This window comes from Hyphomicrobium sp. (assembly GCF_019744875.1).
Lineage (GTDB): Bacteria > Pseudomonadota > Alphaproteobacteria > Rhizobiales > Hyphomicrobiaceae > Hyphomicrobium_C.
Window position 1 is genome coordinate 455,108 of record NZ_JAIETU010000003.1, and the last position, 23,500, is coordinate 478,607.

At 64.0% G+C, this 23,500-nt stretch carries 20 protein-coding genes and 1 tRNA gene; 11 read left to right on the forward strand and 10 right to left on the reverse strand.

Annotated elements, in window-relative coordinates:
* Positions 1-79: 79 nt before the first annotated feature.
* Together K2Y42_RS09045 and K2Y42_RS09050 are read right to left on the reverse strand one after the other, a co-directional pair.
* On the reverse strand, positions 80-1,402 hold the full coding sequence (locus K2Y42_RS09045) for a PepSY-associated TM helix domain-containing protein (RefSeq protein ID WP_291151298.1): 1,323 nt from the start codon (positions 1,400-1,402) through the stop codon (positions 80-82).
* A 72-nt stretch (positions 1,403-1,474) separates the two neighbouring features.
* A complete protein-coding gene (locus K2Y42_RS09050) occupies positions 1,475-3,841 on the reverse strand; it encodes a TonB-dependent siderophore receptor (RefSeq protein ID WP_291151301.1) in 2,367 nt (788 codons plus the stop codon).
* Positions 3,842-4,239: 398 nt separating this feature from the next.
* Here K2Y42_RS09050 and K2Y42_RS09055 point away from each other — a divergent pair, with 398 nt between their 5' ends.
* Positions 4,240-4,455: a cold-shock protein gene (locus tag K2Y42_RS09055; protein ID WP_291151304.1), complete on the forward strand. Its 216-nt coding sequence runs from the start codon at positions 4,240-4,242 to the stop codon at positions 4,453-4,455.
* A 100-nt stretch (positions 4,456-4,555) separates the two neighbouring features.
* Here K2Y42_RS09055 and K2Y42_RS09060 read toward each other — a convergent pair whose 3' ends face one another.
* On the reverse strand, positions 4,556-5,158 hold the full coding sequence (locus tag K2Y42_RS09060; RefSeq protein ID WP_291151306.1) for a class I SAM-dependent methyltransferase: 603 nt from the start codon (positions 5,156-5,158) through the stop codon (positions 4,556-4,558).
* A 395-nt stretch (positions 5,159-5,553) separates the two neighbouring features.
* Between K2Y42_RS09060 and K2Y42_RS09065 the strand changes: the two genes are divergently transcribed.
* Together K2Y42_RS09065 and K2Y42_RS09070 are read left to right on the forward strand one after the other, a co-directional pair.
* Positions 5,554-7,281 carry a DEAD/DEAH box helicase gene (locus tag K2Y42_RS09065; RefSeq protein ID WP_291151309.1) on the forward strand — a complete coding sequence of 576 codons (1,728 nt, stop codon included), beginning with the start codon at positions 5,554-5,556 and terminating at the stop codon, positions 7,279-7,281.
* A gap of 132 nt (positions 7,282-7,413) precedes the next feature.
* Positions 7,414-7,632, forward strand: coding sequence for a hypothetical protein (locus K2Y42_RS09070; RefSeq protein WP_291151311.1), 219 nt, complete (start codon positions 7,414-7,416; stop codon positions 7,630-7,632).
* A gap of 105 nt (positions 7,633-7,737) precedes the next feature.
* Here the strand turns inward: K2Y42_RS09070 and K2Y42_RS09075 are convergent, their stop codons facing one another.
* Together K2Y42_RS09075 and pdxH are read right to left on the reverse strand one after the other, a co-directional pair.
* A complete protein-coding gene (locus tag K2Y42_RS09075; RefSeq protein WP_291151313.1) occupies positions 7,738-8,784 on the reverse strand; it encodes a fatty acid desaturase in 1,047 nt (348 codons plus the stop codon).
* A 224-nt stretch (positions 8,785-9,008) separates the two neighbouring features.
* Entirely contained in the window at positions 9,009-9,653 is a 645-nt protein-coding gene (gene pdxH / locus K2Y42_RS09080; RefSeq protein WP_291151445.1) for a pyridoxamine 5'-phosphate oxidase, read from the reverse strand.
* Between the two features lie 163 nt (positions 9,654-9,816).
* Between pdxH and K2Y42_RS09085 the strand changes: the two genes are divergently transcribed.
* From K2Y42_RS09085 to K2Y42_RS09110, 6 genes are all read left to right on the forward strand, one after another.
* Complete coding sequence (locus tag K2Y42_RS09085; RefSeq protein ID WP_291151316.1) at positions 9,817-10,269, forward strand: hypothetical protein; 453 nt, start codon at positions 9,817-9,819, stop codon at positions 10,267-10,269.
* A gap of 204 nt (positions 10,270-10,473) precedes the next feature.
* Complete coding sequence (gene fabI / locus K2Y42_RS09090; RefSeq protein ID WP_291151319.1) at positions 10,474-11,319, forward strand: enoyl-ACP reductase FabI; 846 nt, start codon at positions 10,474-10,476, stop codon at positions 11,317-11,319.
* Between the two features lie 49 nt (positions 11,320-11,368).
* The gene (locus tag K2Y42_RS09095; RefSeq protein ID WP_291151323.1) at positions 11,369-11,956 is read left to right on the forward strand and encodes a histidine phosphatase family protein; all 588 of its coding nucleotides are present in this window, start codon (positions 11,369-11,371) and stop codon (positions 11,954-11,956) included.
* A 487-nt stretch (positions 11,957-12,443) separates the two neighbouring features.
* Positions 12,444-13,532 (forward strand): chorismate synthase, encoded by a 1,089-nt coding sequence (gene aroC / locus K2Y42_RS09100; RefSeq protein WP_291151326.1) that lies wholly within the window; start codon positions 12,444-12,446, stop codon positions 13,530-13,532.
* A gap of 213 nt (positions 13,533-13,745) precedes the next feature.
* Positions 13,746-14,069: a hypothetical protein gene (locus K2Y42_RS09105; protein WP_291151329.1), complete on the forward strand. Its 324-nt coding sequence runs from the start codon at positions 13,746-13,748 to the stop codon at positions 14,067-14,069.
* 3 nt (positions 14,070-14,072) lie between these two features.
* A complete protein-coding gene (locus K2Y42_RS09110; RefSeq protein WP_291151332.1) occupies positions 14,073-15,305 on the forward strand; it encodes a biotin/lipoyl-binding protein in 1,233 nt (410 codons plus the stop codon).
* A gap of 370 nt (positions 15,306-15,675) precedes the next feature.
* Here K2Y42_RS09110 and K2Y42_RS09115 read toward each other — a convergent pair whose 3' ends face one another.
* From K2Y42_RS09115 to K2Y42_RS09125, 3 genes are all read right to left on the reverse strand, one after another.
* Positions 15,676-16,374, reverse strand: a complete 699-nt coding sequence (locus K2Y42_RS09115; protein WP_291151335.1) for a hypothetical protein — start codon at positions 16,372-16,374, stop codon at positions 15,676-15,678.
* A 165-nt stretch (positions 16,375-16,539) separates the two neighbouring features.
* The gene (locus tag K2Y42_RS09120; RefSeq protein WP_291151338.1) at positions 16,540-17,229 is read right to left on the reverse strand and encodes a DUF599 domain-containing protein; all 690 of its coding nucleotides are present in this window, start codon (positions 17,227-17,229) and stop codon (positions 16,540-16,542) included.
* A gap of 197 nt (positions 17,230-17,426) precedes the next feature.
* The gene (locus K2Y42_RS09125; RefSeq protein ID WP_291151340.1) at positions 17,427-18,272 is read right to left on the reverse strand and encodes a hypothetical protein; all 846 of its coding nucleotides are present in this window, start codon (positions 18,270-18,272) and stop codon (positions 17,427-17,429) included.
* A gap of 408 nt (positions 18,273-18,680) precedes the next feature.
* On the opposite strand from K2Y42_RS09125, the gene K2Y42_RS09130 reads away from it, so the two are divergent.
* Complete coding sequence (locus K2Y42_RS09130; RefSeq protein WP_291151343.1) at positions 18,681-20,783, forward strand: alkyl sulfatase dimerization domain-containing protein; 2,103 nt, start codon at positions 18,681-18,683, stop codon at positions 20,781-20,783.
* 148 nt (positions 20,784-20,931) lie between these two features.
* Here K2Y42_RS09130 and K2Y42_RS09135 read toward each other — a convergent pair.
* Positions 20,932-21,007, reverse strand: a tRNA-Arg gene (locus K2Y42_RS09135).
* 150 nt (positions 21,008-21,157) lie between these two features.
* Positions 21,158-22,084 (reverse strand): LysR family transcriptional regulator, encoded by a 927-nt coding sequence (locus K2Y42_RS09140; protein ID WP_291151346.1) that lies wholly within the window; start codon positions 22,082-22,084, stop codon positions 21,158-21,160.
* Positions 22,085-22,216: 132 nt separating this feature from the next.
* Here K2Y42_RS09140 and K2Y42_RS09145 point away from each other — a divergent pair, with 132 nt between their 5' ends.
* The gene (locus K2Y42_RS09145; protein WP_291151349.1) at positions 22,217-23,473 is read left to right on the forward strand and encodes a sarcosine oxidase subunit beta family protein; all 1,257 of its coding nucleotides are present in this window, start codon (positions 22,217-22,219) and stop codon (positions 23,471-23,473) included.
* Positions 23,474-23,500: the final 27 nt, after the last annotated feature.

The window sequence follows — 23,500 nt, forward strand, 5'->3', positions numbered from 1 at the left end:
CATTGCGGCAGCTAGCCTCCGCGCGGCAGACGCGCGGCAACAATTGATCCGCACCCGAAACGGAATTTTCCGTGCCGCGCTAGCGCATTGAGCCTCGGACAGGCGCACCGCCGAGGCCCGCCTCAGCAGCCTTCCTCCCCATGCGTCCGGCCCGCTTCTTGAACCAGATGACGATGCCCGTCGCCGACAGCAGCGCAACGACCAGCCCCATGAAGGACAGGAACACCCGCCCGGGTAGCCCCGCAATACGGCCCGAATGCAGCGGGAACTGAAGCTGCATGAAAATGTCGGCCGCCGTGCCTTCCCACGGCACGCGGCCGCCTTGCAGCGCACCGCTATTTCCGTCGAGGAACAGCATCTTCACGCCCATGCCGCCCGATCCATGATCGTCGCCCGGATGAAAGAAGCTGATCGAGTAAAGCCCGTGCAACGAGCCGTAGAACGCAGTCCCCGCGGGCTCTTCCCATCCGCGCTTGCGGGCTTCGGCGCTCGCGATGTCGATCGCCTGCGGAAAGGTGAGTTTCGGCTCGATCGGCTTGTTCAGCGCCGCCGGCGTGCGGTCGTCGAACGCATCGGGCGTCAACGTCGAGAGACGGCTCAGGATCGGCCGCACCACCTCGTTGTTGAGGTTCATCGAGATGGACGTGAAGGCGAGAATGAACAGCATGACCCACAGCCAGAGCCCGAACGCGCGATGCAGATCGAGGTTGAGGCGATAGGCGCTCGCGCCGCGCTTGATTGTCCAGGCGGGCTTCCACCGCTGCCACCACGTCCGGCGCGCGATCGCGGATGACGCGACCGATGCAGCGCTGGCCGCGCCCATGCCGTCGTCCGGCTCATCCGCGGCTCGCTTCGTCCGCCTTGGAAGCGTCAGATAGAAGCCGACGAAACAATCGAACATCCAGACGATGCCGACGAGCCCCATGAACCACATGCCCCACCGGTCGATGCCCCAGAAGTCCGGGATGTGCATCGAGTAGTGGAGTTTGTAGAGGAACGGCAGAATGTCTTCGCTGTTGAGCGAGATTGCCCCCCAGAAACGCCGGCCCGCCACCTCGCCGCTGACGGGATCGATGAACACTTGGTTGTAGGGAACGGAGTAAAGCTCACCCGTCTTCGGATCCACGCGCGGCTCGACAAACAGATCCGCGTTGTGCCCCTCCTCGAATGACAGCGGGAAGAACGACACGCGGATCTTGGGATCGGCTTCCTCGACGCGGCGCTTCAGCTCCATGGGCGGCAGCGTGGGGCCCGTCGTCTTCGCATCGAAGAGATGCGGATTGAGCCACTCGTCGAGCTCATGATCCCATGAGATCACCGCGCCAGTCAGTCCCGCAATGAAGAGGAACACGGCGATGAACAACCCTGCCCATCGATGAATGACTGTAAATGCGGCGCGCATCGTGCCCCTTGGTGTGAGTGGCGATCCACCGGGTGCCCCAACGCAGAGGGGCAGTCGCGGCGGTCTGCAAGGTTAGAACCTGTACGTCAGCCCCGTCGTGACCGTGCGCCGGGTGCCGTTGAAGCAATCGCCGCGATACAGACAGGTCGTCAGATACTCTTTGTCTTCGAGGTTAGTGGCGCTCAACTGCCAGCGCCAGTCTCCAGCGTCGTAAGCCAAGGTCGCATCGACGAGGCCCACCGGCGGCGTCTTAATCGTGTCGTAGCCGTCCATCGAAGACCCGATATAGCGTACGCCCGCGCCAACAGACCAGCCCTGGAGCATCGGAGTGTCGAAGCTGTACATGGCCCAGAGCGATGCCAGGTGCTCGGGCACGGATTCGATCCGGAAACCGGCCTGATCGCCGCCGACATACTTGGCATCCGTAAACGAGTACGCGCCGACAATTTTAACGTTTTTGGTGACGTTGCCGATTGCCTCGATCTCAAAACCGCGGATGCTCACTTCGCCCGTCTGAACCGAGAAATTTGGGTTAGGTCCCTCGGCCAGCCGGTTGCTCTCCGAAATATCGTAGACGGCGCTGTTGATGACGAAGTTGGCGCCCGGCGGCTGATACTTGAAGCCGACCTCGTACATCGTGCCGAGCTGAGGATCGAACACGCCGCCCCCTTGCTTGCGGCCAATGACAGGAACGAAGGATTCCGCATAGCTGAAGTAGGGCGTGAGACCGAACGCAAACTCGTACATGAGCCCTGCGCGGTAGGTGGTCGCCTCGTTCTTCTGGTTGGTCGGATCGAGGTTCGTAATGCTGTCCTGCTGCAGCCAGTCCTGGCGCGCGCCGAGTACGGCAATCCAGTTCCCGAGCCGCATCTGGTCCTGCACGTAGAGCCCCGTCTGCGTGATGGTCTGCCTGTCGTCGAACGTGACCGGGATCTCAGACACCGGGTCGTAGCCAATGATCTCCCCCGTCACAGGATCATAGATCGGAAGGCCGAGATTGTCCGGCTGACCGTAGACCGGATGGTAGACATTAAACGGAGTGCGCGCGATCGCCTCGCCGGACTTCTGGTTCGATTGGAAGTTGCTGTAATCGATACCGCCGATGATCTTGTGGCTCAGCAGCCCCGTCTGCACCTTGGCTTCGAGGTTGGTATCCGTGCTCCAGGTCTGCGTGTTCGAAAAACCTGCCGATTTGACGCGCCGCATCGTCTCCTGCTGAGGATCGGAGTACGAGCCGGTGTCCGTGGGCTCAGAGCCGAAGAAGAAGGCGGGATAGTAAGTGTCGTAGACGTTGTGAATGTCGGTATAGCGCACGTTGCTGCGCAGCCGGAACGTGTCGTCGAACTTGTGATCGACGAACAGCGAGCCGCTCTTCACATCCGTGTCGTAGCGGTCGTACCCCGGCTCGCCGATAAAGCGATCGAAAGGAATGAAGCCGCTCGGGCCGGGATACCGCGTGCCGACATGCGGCAGGAACTGTTGGGTCGAACCGCTGTCATCGTTCTGGAAGTGCCCGAGCAGCGTGATGCTCGTGCCGGCGACCGGCTTGTAGGTGATCGACGGAGACAGCGCCATGTGGTCGTCAGGGACGTAATCGACCTGCGTGTCCGCATCGCGCAGCGCGCCAACGAGCCGGTAGCTCCACTTCCCGTCGTCCGTCAGCTTTCCGGTTAGGTCTGTCTTGACCTGCTTGTAGTCGAACGTGCCGTACTCGACGGTGACCTCGCGATACTCCTCCTCTTGCGGCCGCTTCGAGACGGAGTTGACGATGCCGCCAACCGGCGCCTGGCCATAGAGAACCGAAGGCGGGCCGCGCAGCACCTCGATGCGCTCCATGAAGTATGGGTCGATCTTGTAGGAGTAGGTGTAATAGTTGAACGTCCGCTTCAGGCCGTCGAGGAACTCCGACGCCTCCGTGCCGCGCACGAACGCCGTGTCGGCGCGGCTATCCAGGCCGTACCCATCAGCGATGACGCCGGGCACATAACGCAGCGTCTCCTGCCAGGTCTTGGAACCCTGATCGCGGATCTGCTCGGCGCCCACCACGGAAACGGACTGCGGAATTTCACGCAGCGGCGTATCGGATTTCGAACCCGTCGTCGTCTGGGTCGCCACGTAGCCGTTCTTGATCGGCCCCGTTCCTGTCTCCGCCTGCCCCTCACCTGACGGCGCCTCGGTCGCGGACGGCGCCTGCGCCACGGGGCTTGCGACGGGCGCTTGCTTGGCGGGCACCGCCTTCTTGGCCGTGGATTTCTTGATCGCGGGCGCTTCGACGTTAACGGGTGGCAGCTCGACGGTCTCTGCGGCAGGTGGCGCCGGCTCCTGCGCGAGCGCACCCGGCACGGTGAACGAGACGCTGAGCGCCGCGATGCCCCCCAGAACAGTCGAAGTTCTCTTCGAAGACCTCTGTGAAACCGCGCGCAACGTCCCGTTAGCCATGTGTCCCCCATCAACAAATTCGGCGGCAAACACGATGGTCACCGCGCGTTGTATGGACTGGCTTGCGTTGCAGATAGAGCTGCCGCTGGCTCGTCTTTTGCGGATTCCCCCTTAGCACTACTGCGGTGGTATTAATACCCGCGGAGTACACTTAACGACGAAGTGAGTGCAAGTTGGTGCCGGAAAAACACCGGAACATGATCCTTGCTTTCGCCACAGACTGCCCGCATATACACGCTGCCGGTGCGCTCCGAGGTGGATCGTACCCTCAAGAAGTTGAATGAGATAGCGTGCCACCGGCCGTTTGCCTTATTCCTGATGACTGGGACCTCGAATGACGGCGCGCCGTTCGGGACTGGCTGATCTTTGCGCGCGAATTGATTGAAGGAAGACTACAAATGGAACGCATCACCGGAACCGTGAAGTTCTTCAACACCGCCAAGGGCTTTGGATTCATCCAGCCTGAAGATGGCTCGAAGGACGTGTTCATCCACGTTTCCGCTCTCGAGCGGGCTGGCATCAACGGCGTCTACGAAGGCGACAAGCTTTCGTTCGTGCTCGAAGATGACCGCAAGGGTCGTGGCAAGCAGGCCGGTCAGGTCCAGGTCGCTTAATTAGCGGCGGATCCGCAAAATCAGGCCCGATGGGGCACCGAAGCCGCCGGCCACAGCCGGCGGCTTTTTCTTTTGCTCGCGACACCCAATAGGCGTGTCGCTAGCGCGACTCGGCGAGCCACACCGTATGGCCGCCGCAGGTTTTATCCTCCGCGACATGCGCCACCACATCAAAGCCGTGCTCCGACAGGAGCGCCCTGTACTCGTCCGGTGCAAGGCTGGCGTGATAGAGCGCCTCACCCTTTAAGCTGCCGATTGCCTCGCCGTGCGCTGGTCCGCTCGTGAACATCAGCGCGGCCTGAGGCGCTGCGTGAGCTGCGAAAATCGCAAACATCGCCCGCTGGTCGTCGTGCGAGAGATGGAAGAAGCTGTCCCATGCGATCAGCCCATCGAAGCGACGCCCGAGCGCAAGGCGGCGCATGTCCGCAACCGCCCAGGTGTGATCCGGAAAACGGGCGCGGCAGGTCTCGATCATTGTCTGGGAGGAATCGACGCCCGTCACGGCGTGCCCCGCGGAGATCAGGTAGCGCGCGATGGGCTCTCCCGATCCGCAGCCGATGTCGAGCAGCGAACCGGCGGGCGTGGCAATGGCGAGGAAGCGATCGATCCAGTTCTGCTCGTACAGCACGTTGCCGCGGTCGCGAGACCAGGCTTCGGCATGACGTTCGTAGAGACCGGTGATTTCTGATGCGGCTGGATGCATGGGCAGACTTTCCCCAAAGCCAGCCGCCCGCGCAACGCCTTCGGCGCCACACCTCGCCGAGAAGCAACCGGGTCGCCCAGAAGCCACACTGGTCCCGCCTGCGACTCCGCAGCGCCCCGCGCCACCCGGCTTCACCTTGACTTCGCACCCGCAACATGAGAAAAGCCGCCATCGCTCGAAAAGGTCGAGCGTCTTCCGGCGCTCCAGCCGCGTGAAGGGACATGTAGGGGACCTTATAGAGGTCCAATTCGTCCCCCTGTTGAGCGCCCTGAATCTTCCAAAACCGACAGCCCAGGCCACGCGGGGCGTCACATGCAACGAGCCCGTGAGCGCCATTGCGATGGCCCGCGGCCGCTCCGCCGCGTTGACGCGCGGCCAACCGAAAGAATTCTCAAGTGACATCCTTTAACGATCTTCGCCTTGCCGAGCCCATCCTCAAGGCCCTCGCGGACGAAGGCTATACGACGCCGACCCCGATCCAGGCCAAGGCCATTCCTCCTGTCATGGAGGGCCGCGACCTGCTCGGCATCGCGCAGACGGGCACCGGCAAGACCGCCGCGTTCGCCCTTCCGATCCTCAACAGGCTGGCAGCCGACCCCCGTCCGGCTCCCCGCAAGGGCTGCCGTGTGCTTGTCCTCTCGCCGACCCGCGAGCTCGCCTCGCAGATTGCCGAGAGCTTCCGCGCCTACGGCCGGCACCTCGGCGTCACCGTCGCCGTCGTGTTCGGCGGCGTCGCCCATCGCCCGCAGATCCAGGCCCTCTCGCGTGGCGTCGACGTGCTCGTCGCCGCTCCCGGCCGCCTGCTCGACCTGATGGACCAGCGCTGCTGCGAGCTGTCCGGCACCGAGATCTTCGTCCTCGACGAAGCTGACCAGATGCTCGACCTCGGTTTCGTGAAGCCGATCCGCCGCATCGTCTCGACGCTCTCTCATCGCCGCCAGAACCTGTTCTTCTCGGCCACCATGCCGACCGAGATCTCGGGCCTCGCCGATGAGCTTCTGAACAACCCGGTCAAGGTATCCGTGACGCCCGTCGCGGCCACGGCCGACCGCGTCCGCCAGCGCGTCATCCACATCGAAGCCGGCAAAAAGCGCACGATCCTGGTCGAATTGCTGGCCAACCCTGAAATGACCCGCACGCTCGTCTTCACGCGCACCAAGCGCGGCGCCGACCGCGTGGCACGTCATCTCGAAACCGCCGGCATGAAGGCCGCCGCGATCCACGGCAACAAGAGCCAGCGCCAGCGCGAAATCGCGCTCGAAGATTTCAAGCAGTCGCGCATCAACGTTCTGGTCGCCACCGACATCGCCGCGCGCGGCATCGACATCGATCTCGTCTCGCACGTCATCAACTACGAGCTGCCGGAAGTTCCGGAAGCCTACGTCCACCGCATCGGCCGCACCGCGCGCGCCGGCGCATCGGGCATCGCCATCTCGCTCTGCGACGTCGAGGAGCGCGATCAGCTTCGCGCCATCGAGCGCCTGACGCGCCAGCAGATCCCGCACGAAGACCGCCGCAACGATCCGTCGATCGTCGCCGACAAAACTCCCGCCCATCGCAACGACGGCCAGCCCGCTTCGGGCCATCGCCGTGGCCGCGGTGACGGGCACGGCCGGGGCGACGGACGCGGCCGGGGTGAAGGGCGCGACGAGCGCGGCGCACGCCGCGGCGGCCAGCACCAGGCCCGCGGCGACCGCGGACACGGACGGCCCGAAGGACGGCCTGAGAGCGCGGGCGCATCGCGTCACGAGAACCGCTCCGAGCGTCACGAGAGCCGCCCTGAGCGTCACGAAAATCGCGCCGAGCGCCACGAAGGTGGCCCCGCACGCCGCGACCACGGGCACGCTCCGCGCGCAACTCAATCGCGCAACGATCACCACGGCGATCGCCGTCCCCACCGTGCCAGCCACGCATCGGATCGCGCCCCTGGTGGTGAGAGCACGGGCAGCCTGCGCGATGTCGGCTTCCTCGCCCGCCCCACGCGGCGCGACGGAGAGGCATCTGCGAAGGGGAACGGTCATCGCGGCGGCCCCTCGCGCGGACATGGCGACCGGCGCGACCAGGGCGGCTTTGCACGCCCCGCCCGCCCCGGCTCGGCAAGCCGCGGCCGCGACGCGGTGTAAGCAAACCACCTGATCGCAAGCGGCCGCGCGAGACGTGCGGCCGCTCCCGCAAGGACCCGAACCCGGCAGGACGCTCGGACGCAGGCACCGCTCGCGTCGTCGTTGGGTTGGCAATTGAGAGAGGAGTTCCCGATGGCACGGAAGAAACCCAACCCGAAGGCCGAATTCGTGTTCTTCAACGTCGTCTATGAGGACGGCTCGCAGACCTCAAACCGCAAGGTGCCCAGCGATGTTCTCGGCGGCTTCGACGGCGACGAGCCCGCACGCGCGGCAATCGAAGCTCAGGACCGCGAGATCGCCGAGCGGTCCGGCCGCCCGCGCGCACCGATCAAATCGATCGAGCGCGCCTGAGTCACTTCTGGAAAATGAGCTGCTTCTTGAACAACGACGATCGACACATAAAAAAACGGCCGCTGGTGACAGCGGCCGTTTTTGCATTTGGTGATGAGAGTGGCCTCAGGCGTACGCCTGGACTTCCGACAGCGGCACCATGCGCCGCTCGTTCTCGTCCCACAGCCTGAGCTTCACGCATTTGAAGCTCTCCCACAGCGTGATGCGATGCACGTCCGCGAGTTCGGGGAAATCGCGCAGCACGTGCGGCAGCCGGTAGTACGGGATGCGGCTGTAGAGATGATGCACGTGGTGCACGCCGATGTTGGCGGTCAGCCAGGGCAGGAAGCCGGGGAGATCGTAGTGCGAGCTGCCGTGCAGCGCGGCCTCGTGCACGTTCCACTGCGGATTCTCTGCCCAGAACGTGTCTTCGAACTGGTGCTGGATGTAGAACAGCCAGACGCCGATCGACGAGCCGATGGCGACGATCGGAAGCTGCACGGCCAGGAACGCCTTCCAGCCAACGAGCCAGATCATCGCTCCCCCGAGCACGACCAGACCGATGTTGGTGCCGATCACGCTGGCCCAGCTCCGCCAGTCCGCGCCACGCAGCATGCTGAACGGCAGACGGTGCTGCACCACGAACAGCAGCGTCGGCCCGATGCCGAACAGAACGATGGGGTTGCGGTACACGCGATAGATGAAGCGGCGGAACGGCGAGAGCGCCTTATACTCGCGCACGGTCAGCGTATCGATGTCGCCCGTGCCGCGGTCGTCGAGGTTGCCGTGGGTGGCGTGATGGATGGCGTGGCTGCGCTTCCAGGCGTCGTAGGGCGTGAACGTCAGAACGCCCATCGCGCGTCCGACCCAGTCGTTGGTCAGGCGCTTCTTGAACAGTGCGCCATGGCCGCAGTCATGTTGGATGAGAAACAGGCGGACGAGGAAGAACGCCGCCGGAATGGCGATGAGCAGCGTCAGCCAATAGCCGACATACAGTGCTGCCCAGGCAGCCGCCCACAGGGCGACATAAGGAACAAGTGAAACGACGACTTCGAAGAAGCTCCGCGCCGGATCGGGATGTCGGTAGCGTTGCAGGATTTCGATCCAGTCGCGCGCCTTCTGAGGCTGCGCCGTGTCGGGCGCGACGGCGCCGGACGCGATAACGTTTGCCAAGTGATTCCCCCGTGGAATTCGCGGTCGAGCGCGCCCGCCGAGGCGACTCCCCCTGGTTGCCGGGGCACACTTGCAGGCCGCCATCCTTTCCGCAAGTGGGGGGCCACATATTCTCACTGCTGCGGTACACAAATGCGCCGCATGGCGCCGGCCGCCTCGCCGCGTGCCGCACTGCACGCGAGCTTATGAGGCCGCAACCTCGCGGCGAGGCTGCGTTGACGCGGCTACGGATAGAGTCGCTCTTTCGTCCATGACTCCGAGAGGTTGGCGCGCCGGAACACAATCCTGTCATGCAGCCGGAAGGGACGGTCGTGCCAGAGTTCAATCTCGACGGGCGTCAGCCGGAAGCCCGACCAATGAGGGGGACGCGGAACGGTCCCGAGCGCATATTTTGCTGTGTAAAGAGCAATGCGCTTCTCAAACGCGAGCCGGCTCTCGACCGCACGCGACTGATCCGACGCCCAGGCGCCGATTTGTGACAGGCGCGGCCGCGTCGCGAAGTAGGCATCCGCTTCCTCGGGCGAAACCGGGCTCACCAGTCCGCGCACCCGGACCTGCCGGCGCAGGCTCTTCCAATGAAACAGCAGCGCCGCGCGGCCCGAGCCCGTGAGCTCAAGGCCCTTGGCGCTTTCGAGATTGGTGTAGAACACGAACCCGCGCGCGGGATGCTCCGCCTCGTCGAGCCCCTTGAGAAGCACCATGCGCACGTTCGGAAGGCCGGATCCGTCCACGGTCGCCAGCGCCATGCCGTTCGGGTCGTTGATCTCGGACGCCGTCGCGTCCTGCAGCCAGGCCTCGAACAGCGCGAACGGATCGTCCGACGACGTGAAATTGTCCGAGCCGTCTTCCGCAGCCGGGGTCCCGGAAATATGAGGTTCGTCCGTCACGCAGGCCTGCCGATTTTGCGTTTCCAATACAGCGTTTTCGATCAATGGGACGCTGATTTAGCACCTTTTAACCACGACGGACCACAATAGCGAGGCTGGGGCCAGTGTGTCGCCCTGGCGCGTCATGTGTTTGGAGTTGTTCGTCATGCGTCAAGTCGATTGGATGGACACCTACGTCCTCGTGGCCGCCATGGGCGTGGCCCTCGCCGCTACGATCCTGCTCTTCGACAACCAGGCTTTTAGCGCCGAAGCAGCGCCCTCTGCCCGCCCCGAATGCTCGTGCTCCAGCGAACAGCGGAAAGAAACCCGCCCGAGTTTCGCCGAACTCACCGACCGCCGCCTCGACGAAGCCGACGAGATCGCGGCCCTGGAGAGCATCCAGATGGGCCTCTCCAGCATGAACGACGGCGAACCATTCGTCTGGCGCCGGTCCAACGGGAAGCTCTCCGGCATCGTCCGCCCGACGGTCTCCTTCCGCAACGCCAAGCACGACATTTGCCGCCACGTCGTCGTTCTACTGACGACCGGCTTCAAAACGCGTACCCTCGAAGGGGTTGCCTGTCGGGCGGCGAACCGTCGCTGGGTGCTCGAAGGCTGAGCCTGACCCCACGCAAGCCCGGCCGGCCGTCCTGCCACTAAGGCGTTGGCGTTAATAATTTTTTCGTCATGTCGGCGCCGTCACCCAGGTACTCGGTATAGCCTTGTGCCGGCACAGCAGAAGCATGTCCAATCGGTATCTGGACCCGAATGCCCTTTTGTGTAGGATGCGGCCAAATTTCAAAAGAATGGGGATTGCGGCAAGATGACTGAAATGGCGCCAGGCGCACAGCAACTTGGCGGCACGCTCATGGCCGGCAAGCGCGGCCTCATCATGGGGGTGGCCAACAATCGCTCGATTGCCTGGGGCATCGCCAAAGCCGTGACCGCGCAAGGCGCCGAAGTGGCCCTGACCTATCAGGGTGACGCCCTGAAAAAGCGCGTCGAGCCGCTCGCCGCCGAACTCGGATCCAAGGTCGTGCTGCCCTGCGACGTCTCCGACGCCGCCTCGGTTGATGCCCTGTTTGCCGAGATCAGCCGCGTCTGGGGCCGTCTCGACTTCCTCGTGCACGCCATCGCCTTCTCCGACAAGAACGAGCTCGACGGCCGCTACGTCGACACGACCGAAGCCAACTTCACGCAGACCATGCTGATTTCGTGCTTCTCGCTGACGGCCCTCGCCCAGCGCGCCGAAAAGCTGATGACCTCGGGCGGCTCGATCGTCACCCTCACCTACTACGGCGCCGAGAAGGTGATGCCGCACTACAACGTCATGGGCGTCGCCAAGGCCGCGCTCGAGGCGTCCGTGCGCTACCTCGCCTCCGACCTCGGCAAGAACAACATCCGTGTCAACGCCATCTCCGCCGGTCCGATCAAGACGCTCGCCGCGGCCGGCATCTCGGACTTCCGCTACATTCTGAAGTGGAACGAGTACAATTCTCCGCTCCGCCGCACCGTCACCATCGAGGATGTCGGCGGCGCGGGCATCTACCTCTTGTCGGACCTGTCGCGGGGCGTGACCGGCGAAGTTCATCATGTCGACGCGGGCTACCACGTCCAGGGCATGAAGAACGAGGACGCCCCGGACATTTCCGTCGTCAAGGGCGACTGACCAGGGAGCCAGGCCGCGCGTTTCGAGCCGCGCGGGTGACGATCGCCTCATGCGTGACCACCCGACGATCTACTTCATCCGCCACGGCGAGACGGACTGGAACCGTGACCGGCGCTATCAGGGCCAGCGCGACATCCCGCTGAACGAGACCGGTCGCGCCCAGGCGCGCCGCAATGGCGATGTTCTGCGCACCCTCCTGCCCGATCCCTCGCGCACCCGTTTCGTTGCGAGCCCGCTCGGGCGCACGCGCGAGACGATGGAGATCGTGCGCCGCGAGCTCGGCCTCGCCGAGGCGGACTACGACATCGACCCGCGCCTCATCGAGCTGTCCTATGGCGCCTGGGAAGGCACGTTGCAGGACGACGTCGCAACCCAGGATCCTGACGGCACCGCCGCCCGTCGCGTCGATCCGTTTCGCTGGCGCCCGTCCGGCGGCGAAAGCTATGCCGATCTCTTTGCGCGCGTGAAGGGGTGGGCGGGCGCGCAGACGGGCGATTGCGTGGTCGTCTCTCACGGCGGCGTGTCCCGCTGCCTGCGCGCCGACGTCCTTGGCCTCGACCCTGGCCTGATTCCGAGCCTGGAAAGCCCTCAGAACCGCGTGCTCGTGCTCGAAAACGGCACCATGCGGTGGGTGTAGCCGCCGAACCGGGTCGCTCCCCCCCAGACCACCAAAAAGCAAAGGGAGCCAGAGCAGCGGCGCTCCAGCTCCCTCGATGCAAACGATACATGGGGCAGATCGCTCGGGCCGGTTGCTCAGACCGGATAGAGTGATCCGCTGAAACGCAGACGCGTCTACTACCTATAAGCCCATCAAGGCGCCGCAATTGGGTTGCGGTCACCCGGCACGCCTCATGCTGCCTCCTTCCAAAGAGCGCACAACACGCAGGGCACCTGCCTGCTTACCTGCGTCGCGCGCTCCTGCAAAACAAATCCGCGCGGAGGCTCTTCTACTTGTACATGCCGCGCATTGGCTCGTACTGACCCCTTGGGCAGAGCCGCCTCCCCGCGGCCGCACCGGGGCGCTGTGCCCTTGCTGTAGGCGCGCGCGGCACTTATGACAGGTCAAGACGTTTCGGTTCGCGCCTCGAACAGGCAATTCGAACCCCCGGCAAAAATCGGATTGCATGTCACACAATACCTTCGGCCATCTCTTCCGCATGACCACCTGGGGCGAAAGCCACGGGCCCGCCATCGGCTGCGTGGTCGACGGCTGCCCGCCCGGCATCCCGCTGACCGCCGAGGAGATCCAGGTCCACCTCGACCGCCGCAAGCCCGGCCAGTCCCGCTTCACCACCCAGCGCCGCGAGGCGGACGCCGTCGAGATCCTGTCCGGCGTCTTCAACGATGCCCAGGGCCGCCAGGTCACGACCGGCACGCCGATCGCGCTCCACATCGCCAACACCGACCAGCGCAGCAAGGACTACGGCGAGATCAAAAACGCGTTCCGCCCTGGCCACGCCGACATCACGTACTGGACCAAGTACGGCATCCGCGATTTCCGCGGCGGCGGCCGCTCGTCGGCGCGCGAAACGGCGATGCGCGTGGCCGCAGGCGCTATTGCCCGCAAGGTACTGGGCGAAGGCGTCGTCATCCGCGGCGCGCTCGTCCAGGTCGGCACGCACAAGGTCGACCGCTCGCGGTGGGACTGGGACGTCATCGACACCAATCCCTTCTTCGCGCCGGATCCCTGCATCGTGCCCGAATGGACGGCCTACCTCGACAGCGTGCGCAAGAGCGGCTCCTCGGTCGGCGCCGTGATCGAGGTCGTGGCTGAAAACGTTCCCGCGGGCCTCGGCGCACCGATCTATGGCAAGCTCGACCAGGACCTCGCCTCCGCCATGATGAGCATCAACGCGGTCAAGGGCGTCGAGATCGGCGACGGCATGGGTGCCGCCGAGCTGACCGGAGAAGCCAACGCGGACGAGATCCGCATGGGCACCGACGGCAAGCCGCGCTACCTCTCCAACCACGCCGGCGGAATTCTGGGCGGCATCTCGACGGGCCAGGCCATTGTCTGCCGTTTCGCGGTCAAGCCGACGTCCTCGATCCTCACCCCGCGCCAGACCATCGACGCCGAAGGCCACGAGACCGAGATCGTCACCAAGGGCCGCCACGACCCGTGCGTCGGCATTCGCGCCGTCCCCGTCGGCGAAGCCATGATGGCGCTCGTGCTGGCCGATCACCTGCTGCGCCATCGCGCCCAGTGCGGCTAACCGCCTGACGCGGGCAGCGCCGCGCAAAGCTTCGCGCTTACCGACGGCCGGCTGCACCTTCCACATTGCCAATGCCCCAAAGCAGGCATACCGTCAGTTATCTGCTCATCAGCCCGACTGACGGGGGAGGCACTGGTGGAACCTGCGCAGCATTCGGCGTCGACACAACACCTGCCCTGGTTCCTCACCGCGCCCGGCCAATCGGACACATTGATGGCATTCACGGCCATCGTCGTGTTTGCGGCGGTCCTTGCCCTCGGTCTCATCTTCTTTCGTCTGCATTCGCTCCCCGAGCGCCTTGGCCACAAGAAGCTCCAGTTTGAAATCGTAGCCGTGCTTGGCTTGCTCTCGCTCTTTACGCACGTGCACGCATTCTGGGTGGCAGGGCTGCTGCTGGCGCTCATCGACCTGCCGGATTTCCAGACCCCGCTGAAGCGCATGGCGTCATCGCTGGAGAAGCTGTCGGAGGAGAAGGCGCCGCCGGAGATCGCCCCGGTCCCCCTGCCGGCGCCCCCGCAGCCTGAGCCGGGAGCCTAGGTCATGCTGGAGATCGCGCTCTGCTCGCTCGTCACGATCCTTCCCGATTATCTCTATCGGCGCTATGCGCAGAATAAGCAGATCGGCCGGGACATTACGCTCTACTCCGTATGGTTCGAGCTCCGCTGGGGCATCACCACCTGTCTGATGCTGACGGTGCTGCTGATCACCATCATCTTCTACTATCACCCGTCATCGACCAGCGTGACGCCCCTCTTCCGCACCGTCCCGATCCTGCCTGAAGAAGGCGGGCGGGTGAGCGAGATCTTCGTCAAGTGGCGCGATGAAGTTGAAAAGGGCCAGCGCATCTTCAAGCTCGATAGCGCCAAGCAGGAAGCCGAACTCGAGGTCGCCAAGCGACGCATCGAGGAAGTCGACGCCGCGATGGTGATGGGCGAAGCCGATCTTGCCGCCGCCGAAGGCCAGATCCAGCAGGCGAAGGGCGCCTACCAGCAGTCCTTGGACGAGCTTGCCACCAAAGAGGAACTGCGGCTGCGCAACGCCGATGTGGTGACGGTTCGCGAAATCGAGCGCCTGAGAAACATTGTCGACGGCCGCAAGGGCGCAGTCGTCGCCGCCGAGGCCGCCAAGCAGGCCGCCGTAACGCGCATGTCAACGCTTCTGCCGGCCCAGAAGGCCAGCGCCAGCGCGGCGCTTCAGAAAGCTCAGGTCGATCTCGACAAAACGGTCGTCTACGCGGGCGTCTCCGGACACGTGGAGCAGTTCATCCTCAGGGTCGGCGACATCGTCAATCCGTTCATGCGCCCCGCCGGGATCTTGATCCCGAGGGAAGCCGGGCGCACCCAGCTCCAGGCCGGTTTTGGACAAATCGAGGCGCAGGTGATGAAGGTCGGCATGGCCGCCGAAGCGACCTGCGTTTCGAAACCGCTCACCATCATCCCGATGGTGGTGACCGGGGTGCAGGACTTCATCGCCGCCGGTCAGATCCGCGCCGGAGAGCAGTTGCTCGATGTCCCGCTGGCGGCCCGCAACGGCAAGCTCCTGGTGTTTTTGGAGCCCCTCTATGAAGACGGGCTCGATGGCGTGACGCCGGGCAGCAGCTGCATCGCCAATGCCTATTCCAACAATCACGACCGCATGGAGAAGGAAGACCTGGGTTTCTTCACCCGGATCTATCTGCACGGCGTGGACGCGGTTGGCGTCGTGCACGCGATCATACTGCGCGCACAAGCCTTGCTGCTGCCTATCAAGACGCTGGTGCTTTCGGGCCACTGACGGCCGCACGAGGGAGGCACGCGGGAGTTGGACGGCGAAAGGGAGATGGACTGGTCAGCCCGAGACAGGCTGCGCTGACTAGGGTCGCCGCACGCGCCGGGTATCCCGTTCGGTGCGAGCACCGGCAAGGAACCGTAAGTGGCGCCAGATCAGCTTCCCCGCACGATCGTCAATCTCCCCATGGCCGCCGGGCTTTTCCTCGTCGCGGTCTTTGTCGTCCTGGTGCTTACAGCGGGGTATCTGGGGCATTCGTTGGCCAGTTGAGCCAAACGATCGCGAAACCGTCGCAAAGAAGCAACCACGTGCGGAGCGCCACCCCGGGCGCGCCAGCGGCCAAGACTTGCCACGGCCTAAAAGGGCTGGTCACAGTCTAAAAGCGGAGCGCAAGACCCGCGGTCAGCCATTGAGCACGTTCGCCGGTGACGTTGTCGCCATAGATGACATCGCAGTCGATGGTATCGGATGGCGAATAGCGCACGCCCACCTGTGCGCGCGGGTCGTGATCGCCATCGTTGCCGACTTGTCCGTAGACCTCTCCGATCAGGCTCAAGGCCGTCGCAAAGTCCCATTCGAAGCCGCCACCCCACGTCGCGTGATGGACATCCGTCAATTCGTCGAGGGACCAGCCGCCGTTTAGATTGATCCGGAGTTGCGCGCCGAGGTGCACTGAGACCGGCACGTTGACATAGGTCTGCACACCCTGTCCGGAGGAGAAATCGACCAGAGTGCCAACGGACAGCGCCATCCCCACCTGATGGTGCTCGACCGGGATCAAGACGGATTTGGCCTGAAGGCCGCCGATTGCGGCCCAGTCTCCATCCGTGCGCACGGCCTGCGGCGACACCGTGATTTCAACAGGAATGCCGAAGTTCGCCACGCAGGCAGGTTGCGAGACAAGGATGCGATTGCCGTTGTCCGCAGACGACACCCATGTTTCGACTTGGCAGTCTCCCACAGCGCCGATGGCGGCGTCATCGACAGCATAAGCGCCTCCGGCGGCGCTCACGGGCGCAGAATGGGCCAGAAGAAAAAGAACGCCGATGATGGGGCGATGGAAATGAAGCCGCAAAATCGTGATCCTCTAGTTCGGCCTGCCCGATTCGCCGACGATGCGGCCCAAGAAGTAGAACAGATCTCCTTGAAGCTTTCTTGCTCCCTTGTGGTGCTGGCGGTTGGCGCGGGATCTGGGCCACGCGCTGGCCGTGTGACGCCGCGATCCCGGAGCACCCCGCGCTCAGTCGGGAATTGATTTCAGCGCTTCCATGATCGGCGAGTAGAACTCGCGCCGGTAAAGCACGATCGTGATGACCAGCGTCGCCGCAAGGAACGCGTGCGCACTTGCGAACCACGCGATCAGCGGAATGGAGAAGTAATAGGCGCGCACCCCGTTGTTGTAGCTTTCACCCGCCAGCGCCGCCACGTGACCGGCCGACCTCGCGTAGGCCGCGCGGGCGCCGTCATCCGTTCCCCGCGCGGGCATCGCCCCGATGAGAATAGAGAGCACGTTGTACTGCCAGGCCGACCAGGTGAACTTGAAGAACGCGTAGACGAACACGAGAATGAGCGCGATCGCTTTCAGCTCCGCCAGCTTCGGGTCGCCGGCCGTCGCGAACGGAAGCTGCCCGATCAGCTCAGCCACCTTCGGCGCCGTGCCGAGCAACGCGACCAGGGCGCCGAGAATGAACACGGTGGTCGACGCGAAAAACAGCGCGCCACGCAGAAGATTGCCGAGAAGCTGCGCATCCGCGATATGGCTATCCCGCTCCGCCATCCGCTCGAACCAGCGCAGCCGGAATTTCTTGACGAGCGACACGAGGCTCGCGCGGTGCGTGTCCACATACCCCGCCGCGATATGATAGACGGGCCAGCACACCAGGAACGTGACGAAGGCAACGACGTCGGAAAACCCAAGACTGCGAAGCATGATTTTTCTTCTGTTTTGTGAAACGCAAATCCATGCGCGGTGCGCAAATTCCAGGCGCGCTCCGGCCCATTGAAGATCAGGGTTTTCTCACCATCGTCAACGGCGCGAGTTAGCACACCGGCCCGTGACATGGAGCGCGTCGACGGCCGCTTAGGCGCTGAACGCGGCCGCGCCAGGCGCAGATCATCTCCGCCGGACTAGAAACGAAGCGTCGCGCCCATGACGGGACCTTGCATCAGCGCGTCGAGCTCGTACCGGTTCGTGCCCGAGCCTTGCGCGTAGTCAACGGACAAGGCGCGGTAGCCGACATAGCCGTCGATGGTGTAGCTATCCGACGCGCAGATCTCGAAATCGTAGGTCGCGATCACCTGCCACGTAAACTCGCTTCCGGCACCGAAGCCGCCGACGTCGCCGCGGAGCGTGAGGTTATGACCCGGCGCAATCGGCTGGCGAAGCCGCGCTCCGACAAAGGGATCGATCCAGTCCACCGATCCCGACCTGGCGAACACGCGATTGCCTTCCACGGTCAGGCCATCGAAGTTGATTGTCGCAGAAAGATCGGCCGAAACCACCGCGCTCTGGTGCCAGTACCGGCCGCCCGCCAGAACATCGACCGAAGACGAACCGGCCGACCAGACCTCGTAGGCGCCACCCAGCTCCACGATCGTCTGCTCATAGTCGGCACCGAGATTCCCGGTCAGCGTCACGACGCCCGCCGGTCCCGTTTTCGCGAAGTCTTGCGAGCCGGTGAGCTTGGAGTAGAGGATGTCGTTGAAGAGGAACAAGCGCCCGTTCCTCGCCTCGGCATAGCTGAACCATGCAGGCAACTGAGACCAGTCCAGCGCGTCGAGAACCTGCCCTGCGCTGACATCGACGTCGAAGGATCGGCCCTTGACGACGAGATCACCTGAAATCCAAGGAAGCCAGCTATAGGTCGTGAACGAGAACGACCATGGGTTCGCGGATGCGACCGGCGCAACACCGCCAACACTGTCGCCCGCCGATGCCGGAGCAGTGCAGCCCAGAAAAACGATAAGCCCCATCAAGGTTGAAGCGCGTTGTCTCATATCGCGAGCCTCGCCATCCGCAATCCAACTACCTTACGCGACTTCGGGCATTCGCGTTGTTGCGGCGCAGGCACGTCCCACAGGCATTTCAAATTTACCCCAACCGAACAACCATAAAACAAACCCGACCTTATCGACTGCGGAATAGCAGTTTCTCAAAAGCACATTGCGTGATATTCTACCGTATGCTGCTCGATATAATTGGACGTGTACTCCATCATATTTTTTAGGGAGCCAACTCTGCGCTCCAGCCGTCGGCATGCAGCGGGCCGATGACGCCGCAACCACCATGTGGATTTTCTGACTTCGCCGCCGGCGTAGGTCAATAACCGCGCTTATGGCTGACGGGCGAAGGATTTGGGTTTCCTGATCGAGGAGTGCCTGATGACGACGCGTCGCGAGTTCCTTGAAGCTATTCCCGCAGCAAGCGCAGCTTTCGCAGTTGGATCGAGTTTCCTGCTCGAATCCCCCCCAGCGCACGGCGAGACCGCCGCCCCTCTCGCCGGCCACTTCCATCCCAAAGGAAAAGGGCCCTCGAAGTTCACGCGCGAGATCCTTGAGAAAACAAAAGCGGATCTTCCATTCAGCGATACCAAAGACCTGGAGGAGCAGAAAAAGGGGCTGATCGCCCCCATGACGGAGATGGAAATCAAGGCCGATGCGGGCCATGTCGCTTGGGACATGAAGCGCTTTCAGTTTCTCGACAAGCAAGATGACTTCGACAGCATCCACCCCTCGCTGCTGCGCCAAGCGAAGCTCAACAACAACTATGGTCTCTATGAAGTTGTGCCGGGCATTTATCAGGTCCGCGGCTTCGATCTGTCCAACATCACGTTCGTGCGCGGCAAGACGGGTTGGATCGTGTTCGATCCCCTCGTCACGGCGGAGCCGGCGCGCGCGGCCTGGCAGCTCTTCCAGAAGCACGTCGGAGAGGGGCTGCCGGTCACGGCGGTGATCTACTCGCACACGCACGGCGACCATTGGGGTGGCGTTCGCGGCATCGTCAAGGAAGAGGATGTGCGCTCGGGGAAGGTGCTCCTCATCGCCCCCGAAGGCTTCATGGACCACACGATTTCGGAGAACGTGTACGCCGGCAACGCCATGAACCGCCGGCTGTTCTACCAGTACGGCCTGCTGCTGCCGGCCAGTCCGCACGGGTTCGTGGACATGGCGCTCGGCAAGGGCGTGTCGGCGGGCGCGACGGGCCTGATCGCGCCGAACCGCTACGTCTCTGACGCAATCGAGGAGATCGACGTCGACGGCGTGAAGATGGTCTTCCAGAACACGCCGAACACCGAAGCGCCGCGGGAAATGAACACCTACATTCCCGCGCTGAAGGCGCTCTGGATGGCCGAGAACGTCACGGCCTTGCTCCACAACATTTACACGCTGCGCGGCGCGCCGGTTCGCGATCCCCTGAACTGGTCGAAGTACATCGCCCGAACGCTGCAATTGTTCGGCCAGGAGGCAGAGGTGATTTTCGCCTCACACCACTGGCCGCGGTGGGGCAACAGCCGGATCCAGCAGGTGCTGCGCGCTCAACGCGACCTCTATGCGCACATGAACAACCAGGTGCTGCACTTCGCCAATCAGGGCGTGACGATCAACCAGATCCACAACGTCTATCGCTTGCCGAACAGCCTTCTGCAGCAATGGTATTGCCGCGGATATCACGGTTCGGCGGAGAACAACGCGCGCGGCGTGATCCAGCGCTTTCTCGGATACTGGGACTGCAACCCCGCGACCCTCATTCCGCTGTCGCCGGAAGCCTCCGCCCCGCTCTATGTCGAGATGATGGGCGGATCGGCCAAGATCATCGCCAAGGGGCGGGAGCTGTATGACAGCGGGCAATATCCGCTCGCGTCCGAGATCCTGAACAAGCTTGTGCAGGCGGAGCCCGGAAACACCGATGCAAAGGACCTCTTGGCCGACATCTTCGAGCAGATCGGATACCAGCAGGAGAACGTGGGGCTCAGAAACAGCTTCCTCGCCGCGACCTATGAATTGCGCTCCGGCATCCCGCAGGGCGAGATCGCGGACACGACCAGCCCGGACGTGATACGGGCCATGTCGACGGAACTGTTCTTGAACTTCCTCGGCATCCGCATGGACAGCCGCAAGGCCGAAGACCTACGGTTCACGATGAACCTGATCACGCCGGACAACGGCGAAAAGTTCATCGTCGAGCTGGAGAACGCCACCCTGACCAACATCAAGGGCTATCAGGCCGAAAAGCCCGATCTGACGTTGACCATCAACAGGTCAGATCTCGAACAGACGATGATGGGCGTCAAAACGCTGGAGATGCAGATCGCGGAGGGCAACGCGACGTTCGAGGGCGACATCTCGATCCTGGGAAAACTCGCCGCCACCATGGTGGACTTCGACCCACGGTTTGAAATCATGCCGGGCACGAAGGCTGGCAAGCCAGCGCTCGCGCATGCCGACGCCTACCAGGCGGTGACGGAGAAGATCATCGCGGAATAGAAGTTGCACCTGCGCCCGCACGCACGTGCCCGCCCACCCGTCGTGTGTTCGGGACCAAAGACACGCCCGTTGAGACGCTTGAGAATGCCCGAGAGGCCTCTGAATCCTCATTGGCGCGTAGGCGCGACCGGACACGAGTTTGATTTGCTGGCGACCCCGGCAGGATTTGAACCTGCGACCCTCAGATTAGGAATCTGATGCTCTATCCACTGAGCTACGGGGCCCCCGCCCGTTCTCAATACATGAGCCGGGCGACAATTTCACATCCATTTGTCGCAACCCCAGCGCGACACGAGCGCCAGTTCGCCGAGGGCCGCTTGGCCGGGTAATGCGCCCCACAAGAGCGGCCCGGAAAGCCCACTTCCCGCCCCGCGCTACTGCAACGCCCCCTGCTCCAGCAGGGCCCGCCGCGCCACATCGGCCAGCTCGCGCGGAATCCGCCCGAGCTCGCGATGCCGGGCGACCAGCGTCAGCTTGCGCGTGAACTGCGCCCCCGGCAACGGCGCGGTGATGAACTGCGTTTCCGGAAGCCCCGCCTCCCTAATGCAGAGCGGCGTCGTGATGGCAAACCCGCGCGCCGCCGCCACCATCGACGCAACGCCGAAGGGCGTGTCGAACTCGAACGAGCCCGGAATGTCGAGGCCGACGCGCCGGAGATGGCCTTCGATATCGATACCCGTCTGGGAGCGTGCGCTGAAGCGGATCAGCGGCAGCTTTTCGACCAGCTTGCGCAGCGCACCGATGCTCCGCGGCGCCTCCGTGCCCGCCGGCAGCAGCAGCACGTAGGGCTCCTTGGCCAGCGGCCAGCGCTCGAGCCCCGCCCACGTTTCGAGATCGTCGACGCCGAGAAACAGGTCGAGCCGCCGCGTCAGGAGATCGCTCGCGTGCGCCGCCGTCAGCCCCGACAGGATGGCGACCTCGTCGGCGGCCGTCGCAAGATAGGCGGCGAGTGGATACGTGAGCACGCGCGCCAGTGAATCGACGAGCCCGACGCGGATCAGCGGCGCGCGCCCATGCTGGGTCTCGCGCAAGAGCGGCCCGATCTCGCGCGCGTCGGCCACGAGCGCGCTGGCCCGCTGCCGCAAGAGGCTCCCAGCAGGCGTCACAGCGAGCGGCCGCACCGTGCGGTCGAAGAGCGCAAACCCGAGCTTGCGCTCGAGGTCGCCGACCGCAAGCGAGACCGCCGGCTGCGTCAGCCCGAGCGCCCGGGCAGCCGACGACATGGCCCCCGTATCGCAGACGGACAGGAAGATTTCGAGCGATCTAAGATCGAACGGAAGGGCGGGCTGTGTGTCTCTCATCGGCTCAGTATAAGTATGCCTTATATGGCCTACAATGCCTTTCGGCCGTATCCCTAACACCCTATTCGAAAGCGCAAGGCAGCCCCGGTGTGACGCCGGACAATGGCCTTCGCGGCAGGGAGCAGTCCGGCCATGAGCGACCGCTATTCTATTTTTTCCGTTCTGCGCGAGTCTTTGCGCGGCCACACGGGCTGGCGCCCGGCTTGGCGCGAACCCAATCCTCAGCGCGACTATGACGTCATCATCGTTGGCGGCGGCGGCCACGGCCTCGCGACCGCGTTCTACCTCGCCAAGAACCACGGGCCGCTGCGCATCGCAGTGCTCGAAAAGGGCTGGATCGGCGGCGGCAACGTCGGCCGCAACACCACCATCGTGCGCTCGAACTACCTGCTCCCGGGCAACATCCCGTTCTACGAGATGTCCATGAAGCTCTGGGAAGGGCTGGAGCACGAGCTCAACTATAACGCGATGGTGAGCCAGCGCGGCGTGCTCAACCTCTATCACTCCGACGGCCAGCGCGACGCCTTCGCCCGGCGCGGCAACGCCATGCGCCTGCATGGCGTCGATTCCGAGCTGCTCGACAAGGAAGCGGTCCGCAAAATGGTGCCGTTCCTCGACTTCGACAACGGGCGCTTCCCCGTCCAGGGCGGCCTTCTGCAGCGCCGCGGCGGCACCGTCCGCCACGACGCCGTCGCCTGGGGCTACGCTCGCGCTGCCGACCGCCTCGGCGTCGACATCATCCAGAACTGCGAGGTCAAGGGCTTCAAGCGCGAGGGCGGCCGCATCGTCGGCGTCGAAACCTCGCGCGGCGACATCGGCGCCAAGAAGATCGGCGTGGCGGTTGCAGGCAGCTCCTCGCGCGTCGCCGCCATGGCGGGCCTGCGCCTCCCGATCGAAAGCCACGTGCTGCAGGCCTTCGTCACCGAATCCATCAAGCCGTTCATCGACGGCGTCGTGACGTTCGGCGCAGGCCACTTCTACATTAGCCAGTCGGACAAGGGCGGCCTCGTGTTCGGCGGCGACCTGGACGGCTACAACAGCTACGCCCAGCGCGGCAACCTGCCCGTCGTCGAGGACGTCTGCGAAGGCGGCATGGCGATCATGCCGCGCATCGGCCGCGTCCGCCTGCTGCGCCACTGGGGCGGCATCATGGACATGTCGATGGACGGCAGCCCGTTCATCGACAAGACGCCGGTGGACGGCCTCTACCTCAACGCCGGCTGGTGCTACGGCGGCTTCAAAGCCACCCCGGCATCCGGCTTCTGCTTCGCGCACCTGATCGCACGCGGAGAACCGCATCCCGTCGCCAGCGCCTATCGCCTCGACCGCTTCGCAACCGGTCACGCCATCGACGAAAAGGGCATGGGCCCGCAACCAAACCTGCACTGATGCAAATCGGCAAGGAAGGCATCTGCG